We start from the raw sequence: 12,991 nt of genomic DNA on the forward strand, positions 1-12,991 counted from the left end.
GGGCGGTGGGGGCGGGGATTACGGCAAGGGCAGGCCGTTGGTCAACTCACTGGAGGACGTGGCACAGCAGTCGATTCTTCACGGAACTTCGGCATTGCCCGGCGCTTCCAGGAGGGCATGGGTGTCCTCGAAGGAGCCGACGGTGGTCTCGGTCTCCTGGGTGCCGTCGATCGCGTCCGAGCTGATCGTCTTGACGCACAGCGTCACCGCGCCGCCCGCGTCGCGCAGCCGCACCCAGCGGCCCTCGACCGGGGGATGGGGTCGTAGACGTAACGGCGCATCAGTCGCTCGCCGTGGAAGGTGCCGCCTGCGGACCTGATGCGTGCGGCCATCTCCTCGGGGTCGATCTCCAGGGCTTTGGCCTCGTACTCGACGACGTGCATGGGATGCCGACTTCCTCTCGTGCGGGGTCGGATAGCGGAGTCTGGCAGGAGCGCGGGATCGCGCAGCCACTCGTTCAACAGGTCCTCCACCGGCACAACGAACGGGCGCGGCACGCTCGCTTGCCGTCTCGGGCTCCACCAGCGAGTCAATGTGCGCCGAAGCGTCCGGAGAGCAGCCAAGGTCTCGTCCTTCAGAGCGCGGTGCGCAGGTCGTGCGGGTTGACGGGGGTGACCTTGCGGAGTTCGCGGATGAGCTTGGAGGCGAGCATCGAAGGCAGCCCTGGGTCGTCCTTGGGCAGCCAGATGTCGGTGTCGCCGTGGTTGAGGCGCCAGCCGTCGAGGGTGAGGCGGTAGCTCACCCCGCCCACTCCCCACAGCCGGGGCGCCCTCACCCGCAGCGCGGTGAAGGCCCCGCTCTTGGGACACACGGCCATCGACAGCCGCGCGTCCTTCGCGCACAGCGGCGGCATCGCGGTCAGCGTGCCTTCCGGCCACGAGGGCGGGTCCAGCTCGTTGCGCCAGTCGAAGAAGAGCCACCCGTCCTTGTTACGGTCCGCCGGGCCACCGCAGACCTGGCACCTCATCGCGTACATGCACTCGTACTGCCGCCCCGGATGCATCGACGCGAAGTCCGGCCGGCCGACCCCGGGTGAGTACGAACACCGCGCCCACAGCACCCCGAACCCATCACGGTCGGAAGGAAGCTCCCGCCCCTGGTAGACCAGCCTGGGAGGCTCGGGCGTGAGTGCGACGGCCAGCGCCGCCTCGATGACCGCCCTCTCGCTGTCCCACATGGCCACGTACGGCACACGCACCGAACGCCCGGTGCGCGGGTGCTTCGCGTACCGGGGAACGCGGCCCGGTCCCAGTGCGAAGGACGCTGCGAACGGGGTCATGAGGCCGTCACTCCAGTGCCTTGCCAGCCCTCTCGCTCCAGGGGCAACAGCAGGTCCCGCGTCGTCCGGGCCGTCTGCCGCGCTGCGGCCAGCGACGGTTGGGGGCCGTCACCCGCAGCGGCTCTGGCTCTGGCTCTGGCCACCATCTCCGCGACCACGATCCGCCCGGTGTCCAGCTCGGCTTCGGCAGCGTCCGCCAGAGCGTCCAGGTAGGCGTGCAGGGTGTCGGTCGTCGGCCGCAGATCGACCCCGTTCGCGCAGTCGAAGTGCTGGCTGAGCACGTACTCGACCGTGCGGCGAACGGTCTCGGGCGTCACGGCCAGCGGCTCGTCCTGCTCCTCGGCCTGCCAGCGGCGCATCGTCTCCAGGAAGCGGCGAAGGGTCGCGTCGTCGGTGGCCTCGACCGCGGCTTCGCCGAAGGCGGGAACTTCGTGATCGCAGGCTTGCCCTGGCGTCCGTCGTTCCACCGGTGGGCTGTCGGGGACGCGCACCAGCGGAACGTGTCGGACGACGAGGGCGAAGCGGCGAGGCCGCCGGTGGCGAGCCATCACGTACCCGCCTCGTCCGCCAGGTCCGCCCACACGGTCTTGCCGCTCGTGTGCACATCGGTGCCCCAGTCAACGGCGAGGGCGGAGACCAGGAGCAGCCCTCTGCCCTTCGTCTCCTCCTCGTCCGGACACCGCAGCACGGGCCGACGCGGGACTGGTCGGTCACACGGATACGCACGCGGAACTGCGAGGGCCGTTCGGCGCTGAAGACCAGGTAGCGGCCAGAGCCATGCTGCACCGCGTTCGCGATCAGCTCGGTGGCGACCAAGGTGACCTCGTTCAGGAGTGCTTCGAGGCGCCATACGCGTAGCGCCGTGACCACCAGGTCGCGGGCGAGGCCCGCGGACTCCGGCACGGACGGAAACGTCTGGCTGTATCCGGGCACGCCGATCGACGTCGCTCTTGCCGCCGTCATGGTCACAGGTCGTCCCTCCGGGATCGGTCGCTCGACCAGAGCGGCCTCCCCTCATGCAGGGGGGTGGTCGCGGGAGCCGGTCCGACTTTCAGGACTCCAGCCAACCGCCGGAGAGCGCTGCGAGCCACGGCATCTGTGCGGCAGTCTTGATGCACCTCTGATGCACGGGGCGCACAGCGGGTATAGCCCCGGTCAGGCGGGGAGGGAGAGCACCATGCGGTTGTCCGAACGACGTAAAGCCATGGGCTACAGTCAGGAGAAATTCGCCCATGCGCTCGGCGTCGACCGCACAACGGTCGGCCGTTGGGAACGCGGTGAGACCACGCCCGAATGCGTCCACCGGCCGAAGATGGCCGAACTTCTGCGCTTGGACATCACCGAACTCGGCCGCATGCTGGATCCACCACCAGCTCACCACACGCAGCCACCAGCACAGCCCCTACCCCGTCCCGTTCACGGTCCAGGTGAATCCGACGAAATGATCCGACGCAAGTTTCTGCGCCTGCTCACGGTGACCGGAGCCCTGACCGCCCTGGGGCCCGAGGCAGCCGACGACATAGCGGAAGCCGCCGAGCGCGGCTCAGCCGACGACTACCGCCGCATGAACGACCACCTCTGGCAGGTCTACCAACTGGCCCGCTCCAAGCGCTCCGTCCACGGCGTCGTCCAGGACCAGCTCGACGCGCTCGCCGACGCCCTGAAGACAGGCTCATCAAGCCGGGCCGCCGCGATGTGCGAAGCCGCCGGAGACCTCTTCCAGCTCTCCGGCGAGCTGGCCTTCGACAGCAACCGCTACACGGACGCCGCCGCGGCCTACTCTGTGGCCGCCTCAGCCAGCGACAGCGCGCACGCCTTCGACCTGTGGGCCTGCGCGCTCGTACGCCACGCCTACGTGGACATGTCCGAGAGGCAGTTCACGGAAGCCACCGAGACCCTGGAAGTCGCCCGCACCATCGCCACGCGCGGCGACCCGGCCCTGTCCACCCGCTACTGGGTCGCCTCCGTCCAGGCCGAGGCCCACGCGAACCTCGGCGACATGGACGCCTGCCAGCGTGCCCTCGACGAGGCACAGAAGGTCACCGACCTCCCCGGCCCCGTCCACAACGGCGGTTGGCTCCGCTTCGACGGCTCCCGCCTCCCCGAAGAACGCGGAGCCCGCTTCGTCCAGCTCGGGCGACTCGACCTCGCGGAGAAGGCCCTCAAGAGCGCCCTCGACTCCACCGCGCTGGCCAAGGGGACCTCCTACCGCCGCCGAGGCTCCGTCTTGGTCGACCTCGCACTGATCGGCGCCAAACGCCACGACGCGGAACAGGCCGTCACCCACGGCCGCGAGGCACTGCAACTCGCGCGGCAATCCGGCTCGGGCTACATCGCCCGTAGACTCCAGACGCTACGGGACGATCTCCGCTCTTACGGCCACGATCACCGCATAGCCGAACTGGCCGCCGACATCGGCAGCCTGCACGCGACGTGAGGAGAAGGGTAGGCATGACGGATACCGAGGGCGCCCGCCTGTTCCGGGAGACCTGGATCGCGGGAGTCAACAAGCACTACCCGGGCGAACCCAAAGCCAGCTACGTCACGCCCTGGGAAGACACCCCCGACTGGGAACGCGAAGCCGCCGGCGCCGTCTACCAGCAGGTGCGCCACTTCCTCGACCTCAGCGACGGCAACGCCAAACGCCTCACCCGCGAACAGAAGGGCCGCTTCGTCGCCACCTGCTGGACAGCCCAGATGTACAAGCACTTCGGAGACCCCAAGCCCGCCTACGTCGCCGACTGGCCCGACCTCCCGGACTGGCAGAAGGAAACCGACTCCGACATCTTCGAAGCCATCGAGGCTATCGCCCATTAGCTGGAAGCTCAGCGACAGGAGCTAGTCCCCCTATACCGGAGCGACGGTCTCGTCATAGCGAACTAGGGGGCGGTTTCTCAGCCTCCGAAAACGGCGTTGAGTGCTTGGTTCCCATGCTGAATCGTGGCGCCGAGGCCAGCAGATGCCGCACCGATCTGTGTGAGCCCGTTCATGACGGCGTCGAAGGCAGCACGCACGCGCCCAGGCTGTGGGGTCTCGCTGCTAGCTTCATCGCAGAGGACTTCGGCGTCGTGTATGAGCTCAGCTTGCTGTGCGGGTTCCATACCGAAGGTGGGTGCGAACTGCTTGACCATTTCGGCGAACTCACGCATGGCGGCGGGGTCGAAGATGTTGTTGTGGTTGTGTTGTTCAACCTTGCCCTGCGACCCGGCGACCACGTTTGTTCCGGTGATGCTGTAGTAGTCGCCGGGGCGCGTCCGGTTGAGATAGTCGCTCACGGTTGCTCCTGACAAGACGCAGTCGATGCCATCGATGGTGATGGCGAAAGTCCGAGGATCGGTGGTGGCTTCTTCAACCAGGCCGGAGTGGACGAGACGCGCCATGGCGTAACGCACCTCGGTGTCTGACAGTGTGGCTCCGGCAAAGTAGGACGCCTCAGTCTCCAGGAAGGGCGCCGGGTCGGCGGGCTGCTGATCATGGGCGGTCGCATAGAGCCAGCGCAAGAATGCGTCGGTGGCATAGCGGTGCCGGGCAGCGGGCTCCCCACGCAACTGCGCGAGCCGCCTCAGTTCGACCCGTCCGTCCGAGCTGATCTGGCAGAACTGGCCCTCACCAAGGGTACGGAGGATGTCGATCAAGCCATCCCGTTCCAGGGCTTCGGCGAGAACGCCGACCTCTTCCGGCGGCACTCCGGTCTCCTCAGAGTATTCGCTCTGATCCCCGCGGTAGCCGATGGATTTCTCACCTAGCCAAATGAGGAACCGGATCATCTGCGGATCTTGCTCGATCCCCACACCCGTGATCCCGTAAGCAGTGGTGAACCCCTTCCCCAGAACCGGCGGCATAGTGACCGGATACTTGGCAAAGGCACGCTCGTACGCCTTGTTGATCGCCTTCACATGCTTCTCGATCGCTCGATGACCAATATCGTTCTTGGCCATCTCGTCCCCTCCCGTAGCCCTGCGGCCCGCAGCATACTGCTGGGCACTGACAGGAAAGTCGCCTCCCGAGTCAGACAGGCGGAAAGACCGACGCGGCAAAGTGGCGCTCCAGCTAGCGGCGACATGCGAATGGGAGCCCGGACTGCCGCCAAGCGTGGTGGAGATCCCAACCGGGCTGTTCGAGCATCTAGCCGAGGACGCTCTCCCGGCAGGGGAGTTCAAGCGGCTGGAAGAGCCCCTCATGATCCTGACGCCGACGGGCACGTACGCGGTCCAAGGGGCGGAGGTGGTCGGCCCCGAAGCCCTGGAGCAGATGGAGATCCCCGACTACGAGACCGTGGTCGAGGTCCCCCAAGACCGCGATCACCGCCCTACTGGAGGAACCGCGTGGAGCTGATCACCGGCGTCGAACGCAACCGGCTCATTGAGACCTGTGAGCACGACGCGTTCCACCTGGAACTGCGGGACGACTACTCGGTGCCCGACGAGGACGGACCGTTCGAGAGCTGGCTCCGCGACGAACCGGTGGACTACGCGTTCATGAAGTCGTGGACGCAGATGGTCAAGCGGCTGACGGGCGAGGGGAAGGTCGTTCGACGCGTCCGCGTCGTCTCCCACCCTCACACGCCGTACATCCGGTGGGAGCACCGCACCACTCCCCGCAACCTGGAGGCCGGCGAGGAGATCCGCTGGCTGCCCCGCCACACCGTTCCCGGCGATCTGGACTTCCCGTTCGGCGGGAAGGACTGGTGGCTCATAGACGACCGCCTCCTGGCCGTCGGCCACACCGATGCCGGGCAGGTGACGGGACACGAGATCATCGACGACCCCGAGCGCATCGCTGAGGCCGTTGCACTCCGCGATGCCCTGTGGTCCCTCGCCATCCCGCACGGCGAGTACAGACCCTGACGTCCGTCTGCGGGCCAACGGTGGCCGAGCCGACGATGAGGGCCGCCATCCCGGGCAGGGATGGCGGCCCTCACACCTGTCCTGACGCCGCGTCAGAGAATCGACCGGCCGGTGCACAAGAGCCCGGAAATCAGCCGGGACCATTGAGAAACAGAAAGCACTGTTTCCGCAGGTCGCAGCAGGTTTCCAGAGCCTCGGCCCAGGTCGCCCGAACCGGCCCTTTAGATGTCGAAGTACAGCTCGAACTCGTGCGGGTGGGGCCGCAGCTGCATCGGGGCGATTTCGTAGGTGCGCTTGTAGTCGATCCAGGTCTCGATCAGGTCGGAGGTGAAGACGCCGCCGGCCTGGAGGTACTCGTTATCGGACTCCAGGGCGTCCAGGACGGCCGGGAGGGACGTGGGGACCTGGGGGACGTCGGCGTGCTCCTCGGGGGCGAGCTCGTAGAGGTCCTTGTCGATCGGCTCGGCCGGCTCGATCTTGTTCTTGATGCCGTCCAGGCCCGCCAGGAGGAGGGCCGAGAAGGCCAGGTACGGGTTGGAGGACGGGTCGGGGGCGCGGAACTCGACGCGCTTGGCCTTCGGGTTGGAGCCCGTGATCGGGATGCGCATCGCGGCGGAGCGGTTGCGCTGCGAGTAGACCAGGTTGACCGGGGCCTCGAAGCCGGGGACCAGGCGGTGGTAGGAGTTCACCGTCGGGTTGGTGAAGGCCAGCAGGGAGGGGGCGTGGCGCAGGATGCCGCCGATGTAGTAGCGGGCGGTGTCCGAGAGGCCCGCGTAGCCCTGCTCGTCGTAGAAGAGGGGCTCGCCGCTCTGCCACAGGGACTGGTGGACGTGCATGCCCGAGCCGTTGTCGCCGAAGATCGGCTTGGGCATGAAGGTGGCGGTCTTGCCGTTGCGCCAGGCCGTGTTCTTGACGATGTACTTGAACAGCATCAGGTCGTCGGCCGCGGCCAGCAGCGTGTTGAACTTGTAGTTGATCTCCGCCTGGCCCGCGGTGCCCACCTCGTGGTGCTGGCGCTCGACCTGGAGGCCCGCGCGGGACAGCTCCAGGGAGATCTCGGCGCGCAGGTCGGCGAAGTGGTCGACCGGCGGGGCCGGGAAGTAGCCGCCCTTGTAGCGGACCTTGTAGCCGCGGTTGCCGCCGTCCTCGATGGCGCCGGTGTTCCAGGCGCCCGCCTCGGAGTCGATGTGGTAGTAGCCGGCGTTCGCCTTCGTCTCGAAGCGGACGTCGTCGAAGACGTAGAACTCCGCCTCCGGGCCGAAGAACGCGGTGTCGGCGATACCGGAGGAGGCGAGGTAGGCCTCGGCCTTCTTCGCCACGTTCCGCGGGTCACGGCTGTACTGCTCGCCGGTGATCGGGTCGTGGATGAAGAAGTTGATGTTGAGGTGCTTCTCGGAGCGGAACGGGTCCAGGCGTGCGGTGGACAGGTCCGGGACCAGCGCCATGTCGGACTCGTGGATGGCCTGGAAGCCGCGGATCGACGAGCCGTCGAACATCAGGCTCTCGGCCGGGTCGAAGGACTCCGCCGGTACGGCGAAGTGCTGCATGACGCCGGGCAGGTCGCAGAACCGGACGTCGATGAATTTGACGTCGTTGTCCGCGATGTACTTCTTGGCCTCGTCGGCGTTCTGGAACATCCATCCTCCTAGTCCCGCCGCGTCGGGACGGGCTTGCTCCGGCTCCGGCCGCGGCACGGGGCCGCACACCTGGCACCGACCCTATGCAGGGGCCATTTCTCCAGCATGACTCATTTGTTTCGCCGATGTTAATCGCCAGGTGGCGCGCTGGAGTCGTCACCGTGCGGAGCGTGGTCGCCGGGGCCGAGTCGAATGGCGGGCGGGGGCGGGCGGCCCGGGACCGCGGAAAACGGCGCGATACCGTTGACGGGTGGACAACAGGGAAGCAATCGGGTCGTGGCTGTCAGGACCGCGCGCCGCGGCACAGGAGATGGGCGCCGACTTCGGCCACCGCGGCAAACGGCTCGGCCTCCCCGAGGACGGGCCCGGGTCCATCGCGCCGGTCGGCCGCAGAGTCGGCGCCCTGTTCATCGACTGGGCCCTGTGCGCGCTCATCGCCTTCGCCTTCCTGGCCGGGCGCCGCCTGGAGGCCGCCAACAACTGGGCGCTGGTCGTCTTCCTCGTCATGAGCGTGCTGACCGTCGGCACGGTGGGCTGCACCCCGGGCAAGCGGCTGCTCGGTCTGCGCGTCGTCTCCCTCGACGGGCTCGGCAAGCTGCCGCTGTGGCGCACGGTGGTGCGTACGGTGCTGCTCGGCCTGGCCATCCCCGCCCTCGTCTGGGACCGCGACAACCGGGGACTGCACGACCGGCTCTCGGGCTCGGTGCAAGTACGCGGCTGAAGGCGACCCTCCGGTTGGAGCGGTCGGCTCCCCGGTCCCCCCGGTCCGGTCCCGCGAGGGGCTGGTCCGGCCCCGCACGCGACGAGGGCCGGGTCGGTGGTTTCCGTCGCCCACCCAGCCCTCGTACCGGAGTCCTCCCACCGGAGTCCTCGTAAGCCCCGGCCCTCGTGGCCCTCACGCGTGGCCCTCGTGGGCCCGCGTGCCGTGCCCGGCGCCCGCGCGAGCCCTCCCTCAAAAGCCTCTCTCGGCCCGCCAGCCCCTCGCCATCGTTCAGCGAAACGGCGTCAGGACGTCAGCGGCCGGCCGGCTCGGCCGCCGGGACCGCTCGACAGCCGGGACCGCTCGGCAGCGGGCCCGGCTCAACGGCCCCGGCGGCTCAACGCCCCTGCGGACCCTTGGGCAGCTTCATGCCCTTGGGCATCGGCCCCTTCGGGATCGGCATGTTGCTCATGAGGTCGCCGAGGGCGCGGAGGCGGTCGTTGATCTGCGTGACCTGCGGCCCCTGGAGCGTACGGGGCAGCTTCATCATCTTCACGCGGAGCTTCTTCAGCTCGACCTGGTCCTCACCGGTGCCGACGATCAGCGTGTGCACCGGCACGTCGCCCACGACGCGGTTCATCTTCTTCTTCTCGGACGCGATCAGCCCGCGCAGCCGGTTCGGGTTGCCCTCGCCCACCAGGACGATGCCCGCCTTGCCGACCGCCCGGTGGACGATGTCCTGGTTGCGGTTCATCGCCACCGCCGGGGTGACCTGCCAGCCGCGTCCGATGTTCTCCAGCACGGCCGCCGCCGCCCCCGGCTGGCCCTCCATCTGCCCGAACGCGGCCCGCTCGGCGCGGCGCCCGAAGACGATCGCGCACGCGAGCAGCGCCAGGAGCACGCCCAGGATGCCCAGGTAGACCGGGTGACCGATCAGGAAGCCGATCGCGAGGAGTACACCGAAGGTGACAAGCCCCACGCCGGCCAGGATCCAACCGATCTTCCGGTCCACGCGCCGGGTCATCTTGTACGTCTGGGCGATCTGCTGGAGACGCCCAGGGTTCTCGGTGTTGTCCTTCCTCGCCATGTCCCGAAGTTTACGTTGCGGGGCCGGGCCCGTGCGCTGCGGCCGGGTTACGGGCCGCCCGGGTGCCCTCCGGTATCCGGGCGAAGGCCCGTCGGTCCCCGGCCCTCACCCCTTGGTCGAGGCCAGCGGCTTGGCCGGGGCCAGCGGCGGCCGGGGCGTGGCCGCGTCGAGAACGGCCTGGGCCTCGTACCGGGCGCGGGCCCGGCGGCGGTCCTCCAGGACCGCCGCCCAGGCGTTGCGGCGGGCCACCCGCTGCCCGCTGCCGAACAGAAGCTGCTCCAGACTCTCCAGTGCCCGCAGGGTGGTCCGCACTGTCCCCTCCGTCAGTCGGCCGTCAGTCATCCGTCGGTCGGCGTCATCCGCCGGCATCGTTCTTCGGCGTCGTTCTTCGGCGTCGTCCGCCGGTGCCAGGTCCCGGTGGCGAGTCCCGGTGCCGGGACCCGGTGGCGGGAGCCGGTGACAGGCTCCGTGACGGCCGTCCGTGCAGGCCGCCCGTCCAGGCCGTCCGCCTCGGCCGCCCGTCACCGTCACCGGTCCGCGGACGTCCATGTCCGCACCCGCCCGCACCCGACGCCCACGCGTTCCGCGCGCCGTCCGCGCCCGCTGTGCGTGCACGGTACGTCCGCGGCGCGTGCGCGGTACGTGTTCCCAACGTGACGCCTCGGTGTTACCAGCCGATGACCGGAGGGTCAAAGTCACCGAAAGGCTGTGCGGCGAAGCTCACTCTCCGCCTCGCCGCACAGTTCGCACAGCCCTCACAGCCCTCACAGCCCGCACAGCCCTCACACGACTCATCCGTCGAACCGGCGCCGCGGAAGGCGCCGTCTCAGGCGGCCGAGGTCGCGCCGCCCTTCCGGGCCTCGATCGCCTGCTGGTAGAGGCGCCCGGCGCGGTACGAGGAGCGGACCAGCGGGCCGGACATGACGCCCGCGTAGCCGATCTCGTCGGCCTCCTGCTTCAGCTCCACGAACTCCTGGGGCTTGACCCAGCGCTCGACCGGGTGGTGGCGGGGGGTGGGCCGCAGGTACTGGGTGATGGTGATCAGCTCGGTGCCGGCCTCGTGCAGGTCGCGCAGGGCCTCGCTGACCTCCTCCCGGGTCTCGCCCAGGCCCAGGATGAGGTTGGACTTGACCACGAGGCCGGCCTCACGGGCGCGGGTGAGCACCTCGAGGGAGCGCTCGTAGCGGAAGCCGGGGCGGATGCGCTTGAAGATCCGGGGGACCGTCTCGACGTTGTGCGCCAGCACCTCGGGGCGGGAGGAGAAGACCTCGGCGAGCTGGTCGGGGTCGGCGTTGAAGTCCGGGATCAGCAGCTCGACGCCGGTGTCGGGCATCAGCGTGTGGATCTGCCGCACGGTCTCGGCGTAGAGCCAGGCGCCGCCGTCCTCGAGGTCGTCGCGGGCGACACCGGTGATGGTGGCGTAGCGCAGGCCCATGGTGCGGACGGACTCGGCGACGCGGCGGGGCTCGTCGCGGTCGAGCGCGGCGGGCTTGCCGGTGTCGATCTGGCAGAAGTCGCAGCGGCGGGTGCACTGCTCGCCGCCGATCAGGAAGGTCGCCTCGCGGTCTTCCCAGCACTCGAAGATATTGGGACAGCCCGCCTCCTGGCAGACCGTGTGCAGCCCCTCGCTCTTGACGAGGTTCTGCAGAGCGTTGTACTCGGGGCCCATTTTCGCCCGGGTCTTGATCCACTCCGGCTTGCGTTCGATGGGGGTCTGGCTGTTGCGGACCTCCAGGCGGAGCATCTTGCGACCGTCGGGTGCGACAGCGGACACGTCCGGCTCCCTACGTACTTTCGATTCAGCGGCGGGCATCAGCCTACGCCTGCGGTGGGCGGCTTTCGTACGGCCCGGAGCCGGCAGGACACCGGTCACCGGGCCGTGGCGGAGGAGTCAGACGGCGCGCGGCAGCGGGGTCGAGGACTCCAGGACCTCGCGCAGGTGCTTCTCCATGAGGGGAAGCACCTCGGAGACCGGAACATTCCTGCCCAGCTCCTGGGAGAGCGAGGTGACACCCGCGTCGCGGATGCCGCAGGGGACGATCCGGTCGAAACCGGTCGTATCGGGGTTGCAGTTCAGGGAGAAGCCGTGCATGGTCACGCCCTTGGCGACACGGATGCCGATCTGCGCCAGCTTGCGGTCCTCGCCGCGCTGCCCCGCGTTGGAGGGGGCGTACTCGGGACCCATCAGGCGCGGGTCGTAGTCCTCCTGGTTCAGCCGCGGGTCGAAGTCCAGCGACAGACCGGCCGAGGGCCGCCGCTCCACCGGGTCGCCCAGCACCCACACCCCGCTGCGGCCCTCGACCCGGGTGGTCTCCAGGCCCAGCTCCGCGCAGGCGCGGATCATGGCCTCCTCCAGGCGCCGGACGTGCGCGACGACGTCCACGGGGCGGGGCAGCTTGAGGATCGGGTAGCCGACGAGCTGGCCCGGGCCGTGCCAGGTGATCTTGCCGCCGCGGTCGACGTCCACGACGGGTGTGCCGTCCAGCGGGCGCTCGCTGTCCTCGGTGCGCCGCCCGGCGGTGTAGACCGGGGGGTGCTCCAGCATCAGGCAGGTGTCGGGGATCTCGTCGGCGAAGCGCTGCGCGTGCACCCGCTTCTGCTCCTGCCACGCCTCGAGGTAGTCGACGGCGTTCTCACCGAATCCCAGGTGGACGAAGCGCAGTTCGCCGTCCGCCGGACCCTCCAGCCGGGGTTCTCCCATGCCTCTTCTCCTCCGTACGTGGTGCGCACGTCTCGCGCACGCCCGCGGTGGCGGGATGCCTCGCTCGCGCCCTCCGCCACTCTACGGCCGTCACGCTCCGTCCCCGCAGGTGGCCGCCCCCTCACACGTACGGATGAATACGCGACGAAGGGGGCGATCCCACCCCGGGGGGCCGTTACATTCGCGCCGTTCCCGCAGGGCGCCCCGGCGTCTGACACAAGCCGTGAGGGCAGGAGACCGTTAACCCGATGACGATGGAACGACCTGGGGAGTCGGTGAACGACACGACCCAGCCATCCCAGCAGCGCATCCCCAACCGCCAGCTCGCCGCGCTGATCGCAGAGGCGGGCTTCTCGAACGCGGGCCTGGCCAGGCGCGTGGACCAACTCGGCCTCGAACACGGTCTTGATCTGCGCTACGACAAGACGTCGGTGACCCGCTGGCTGCGCGGCCAGCAGCCCCGGGGGACGACACCGGCACTGATCGCCGAGGTCTTCACCCGGCGCCTGGGCCGGCGGCTGACCGCCCAGGACCTGGGCCTCGACGCGTGCGCCCCGGTCTACGCGGGCCTGGAGTTCGCGGCGACGCCCGCTGAGGCGGTGGACATCGTCAGCGGACTGTGGCGCAAGGACTCGGGCAGCCACGCGGAGCTGCGGAAGATCGCCTTCACCCCGGCGGGTCTCGTGGTGCCCAGCCGCGACTGGCTGATCGGACGGGCCGACGAGCGGGTGGCACGCGGA

At 69.1% G+C, this 12,991-nt stretch carries 16 protein-coding genes and 1 pseudogene; 6 read left to right on the top strand and 11 right to left on the bottom strand.

The features are described 5' to 3' along the window. Positions 1-78 precede the first annotated feature (78 nt). From FM076_RS35270 to FM076_RS33540, 5 genes are all read right to left on the bottom strand, one after another. Entirely contained in the window at positions 79-234 is a 156-nt protein-coding gene (locus tag FM076_RS35270) for a hypothetical protein (RefSeq protein ID WP_428814754.1), read from the bottom strand. Further along, the gene (locus FM076_RS08800; RefSeq protein ID WP_428814755.1) at positions 204-383 is read right to left on the bottom strand and encodes a hypothetical protein; all 180 of its coding nucleotides are present in this window, start codon (positions 381-383) and stop codon (positions 204-206) included. Before FM076_RS08800 ends, FM076_RS35270 begins: the two co-directional genes overlap by 31 nt. Positions 384-574: 191 nt before the next feature. Further along, positions 575-1,279, bottom strand: a complete 705-nt coding sequence (locus FM076_RS08805; protein ID WP_173869360.1) for a hypothetical protein — start codon at positions 1,277-1,279, stop codon at positions 575-577. Then, on the bottom strand, positions 1,276-1,746 hold the full coding sequence (locus FM076_RS08810) for a DUF6415 family natural product biosynthesis protein (protein ID WP_173869361.1): 471 nt from the start codon (positions 1,744-1,746) through the stop codon (positions 1,276-1,278). Before FM076_RS08810 ends, FM076_RS08805 begins: the two co-directional genes overlap by 4 nt. An 80-nt stretch (positions 1,747-1,826) precedes the next feature. Then, positions 1,827-1,967, bottom strand: coding sequence for a hypothetical protein (locus FM076_RS33540; protein ID WP_243274384.1), 141 nt, complete (start codon positions 1,965-1,967; stop codon positions 1,827-1,829). 489 nt (positions 1,968-2,456) lie between these two features. Between FM076_RS33540 and FM076_RS08820 the strand changes: the two genes are divergently transcribed. Next, positions 2,457-3,716, top strand: coding sequence for a helix-turn-helix transcriptional regulator (locus FM076_RS08820; RefSeq protein WP_173869362.1), 1,260 nt, complete (start codon positions 2,457-2,459; stop codon positions 3,714-3,716). A gap of 14 nt (positions 3,717-3,730) precedes the next feature. After that, positions 3,731-4,096 (top strand): hypothetical protein, encoded by a 366-nt coding sequence (locus FM076_RS08825; RefSeq protein ID WP_173869363.1) that lies wholly within the window; start codon positions 3,731-3,733, stop codon positions 4,094-4,096. A 77-nt stretch (positions 4,097-4,173) separates the two neighbouring features. Here FM076_RS08825 and FM076_RS08830 read toward each other — a convergent pair whose 3' ends face one another. Beyond that, positions 4,174-5,217 carry a hypothetical protein gene (locus FM076_RS08830; protein ID WP_173869364.1) on the bottom strand — a complete coding sequence of 348 codons (1,044 nt, stop codon included), beginning with the start codon at positions 5,215-5,217 and terminating at the stop codon, positions 4,174-4,176. Positions 5,218-5,371: 154 nt separating this feature from the next. On the opposite strand from FM076_RS08830, the gene FM076_RS08835 reads away from it, so the two are divergent. After that, entirely contained in the window at positions 5,372-5,614 is a 243-nt protein-coding gene (locus FM076_RS08835) for a hypothetical protein (protein ID WP_173869365.1), read from the top strand. Next, entirely contained in the window at positions 5,605-6,126 is a 522-nt protein-coding gene (locus tag FM076_RS08840) for a DUF6879 family protein (RefSeq protein ID WP_173869366.1), read from the top strand. Before FM076_RS08835 ends, FM076_RS08840 begins: the two co-directional genes overlap by 10 nt. 221 nt (positions 6,127-6,347) lie before the next feature. Here FM076_RS08840 and glnA read toward each other — a convergent pair whose 3' ends face one another. After that, on the bottom strand, positions 6,348-7,763 hold the full coding sequence (glnA, locus tag FM076_RS08845; protein WP_173869367.1) for a type I glutamate--ammonia ligase: 1,416 nt from the start codon (positions 7,761-7,763) through the stop codon (positions 6,348-6,350). A 250-nt stretch (positions 7,764-8,013) separates the two neighbouring features. Between glnA and FM076_RS08850 the strand changes: the two genes are divergently transcribed. Then, the gene (locus FM076_RS08850) at positions 8,014-8,484 is read left to right on the top strand and encodes an RDD family protein (protein WP_173869368.1); all 471 of its coding nucleotides are present in this window, start codon (positions 8,014-8,016) and stop codon (positions 8,482-8,484) included. A 376-nt stretch (positions 8,485-8,860) separates the two neighbouring features. Here FM076_RS08850 and FM076_RS08855 read toward each other — a convergent pair whose 3' ends face one another. From FM076_RS08855 to lipB, 4 genes are all read right to left on the bottom strand, one after another. After that, positions 8,861-9,550 carry a DUF4191 domain-containing protein gene (locus FM076_RS08855; protein ID WP_173869369.1) on the bottom strand — a complete coding sequence of 230 codons (690 nt, stop codon included), beginning with the start codon at positions 9,548-9,550 and terminating at the stop codon, positions 8,861-8,863. A gap of 105 nt (positions 9,551-9,655) precedes the next feature. Continuing rightward, positions 9,656-9,892, bottom strand: coding sequence for a hypothetical protein (locus FM076_RS08860; protein WP_173869370.1), 237 nt, complete (start codon positions 9,890-9,892; stop codon positions 9,656-9,658). A gap of 484 nt (positions 9,893-10,376) precedes the next feature. Continuing rightward, positions 10,377-11,324 (bottom strand): lipoyl synthase, encoded by a 948-nt coding sequence (gene lipA / locus FM076_RS08865; protein WP_173869371.1) that lies wholly within the window; start codon positions 11,322-11,324, stop codon positions 10,377-10,379. Positions 11,325-11,441: 117 nt separating this feature from the next. Further along, positions 11,442-12,251 (bottom strand): lipoyl(octanoyl) transferase LipB, encoded by an 810-nt coding sequence (gene lipB, locus FM076_RS08870; RefSeq protein WP_173869372.1) that lies wholly within the window; start codon positions 12,249-12,251, stop codon positions 11,442-11,444. A gap of 248 nt (positions 12,252-12,499) precedes the next feature. Between lipB and FM076_RS33545 the strand changes: the two are divergent. After that, positions 12,500-12,991 (top strand): annotated as a pseudogene (locus tag FM076_RS33545) (regulator); the annotation flags it as partial.

The organism is Streptomyces albus subsp. chlorinus (assembly GCF_013302895.1).
In the GTDB taxonomy this organism is placed as follows: domain Bacteria; phylum Actinomycetota; class Actinomycetes; order Streptomycetales; family Streptomycetaceae; genus Streptomyces; species Streptomyces chlorinus.

Bases quoted from the DNA above. Each gene is read 5' to 3' on its own strand.
- FM076_RS08800 (WP_428814755.1), bottom strand. From the start codon at position 383: ATGCACGTCGTCGAGTACGAGGCCAAAGCCCTGGAGATCGACCCCGAG.
- FM076_RS08805 (WP_173869360.1), bottom strand. From the start codon at position 1,279: ATGACCCCGTTCGCAGCGTCCTTCGCACTGGGACCGGGCCGCGTTCCC.
- FM076_RS08820 (WP_173869362.1), top strand. From the start codon at position 2,457: ATGCGGTTGTCCGAACGACGTAAAGCCATGGGCTACAGTCAGGAGAAA.
- FM076_RS08825 (WP_173869363.1), top strand. From the start codon at position 3,731: ATGACGGATACCGAGGGCGCCCGCCTGTTCCGGGAGACCTGGATCGCG.
- FM076_RS08830 (WP_173869364.1), bottom strand. From the start codon at position 5,217: ATGGCCAAGAACGATATTGGTCATCGAGCGATCGAGAAGCATGTGAAG.
- glnA (WP_173869367.1), bottom strand. From the start codon at position 7,763: ATGTTCCAGAACGCCGACGAGGCCAAGAAGTACATCGCGGACAACGAC.
- FM076_RS08855 (WP_173869369.1), bottom strand. From the start codon at position 9,550: ATGGCGAGGAAGGACAACACCGAGAACCCTGGGCGTCTCCAGCAGATC.
- FM076_RS08860 (WP_173869370.1), bottom strand. From the start codon at position 9,892: ATGACTGACGGCCGACTGACGGAGGGGACAGTGCGGACCACCCTGCGG.
- lipB (WP_173869372.1), bottom strand. From the start codon at position 12,251: ATGGGAGAACCCCGGCTGGAGGGTCCGGCGGACGGCGAACTGCGCTTC.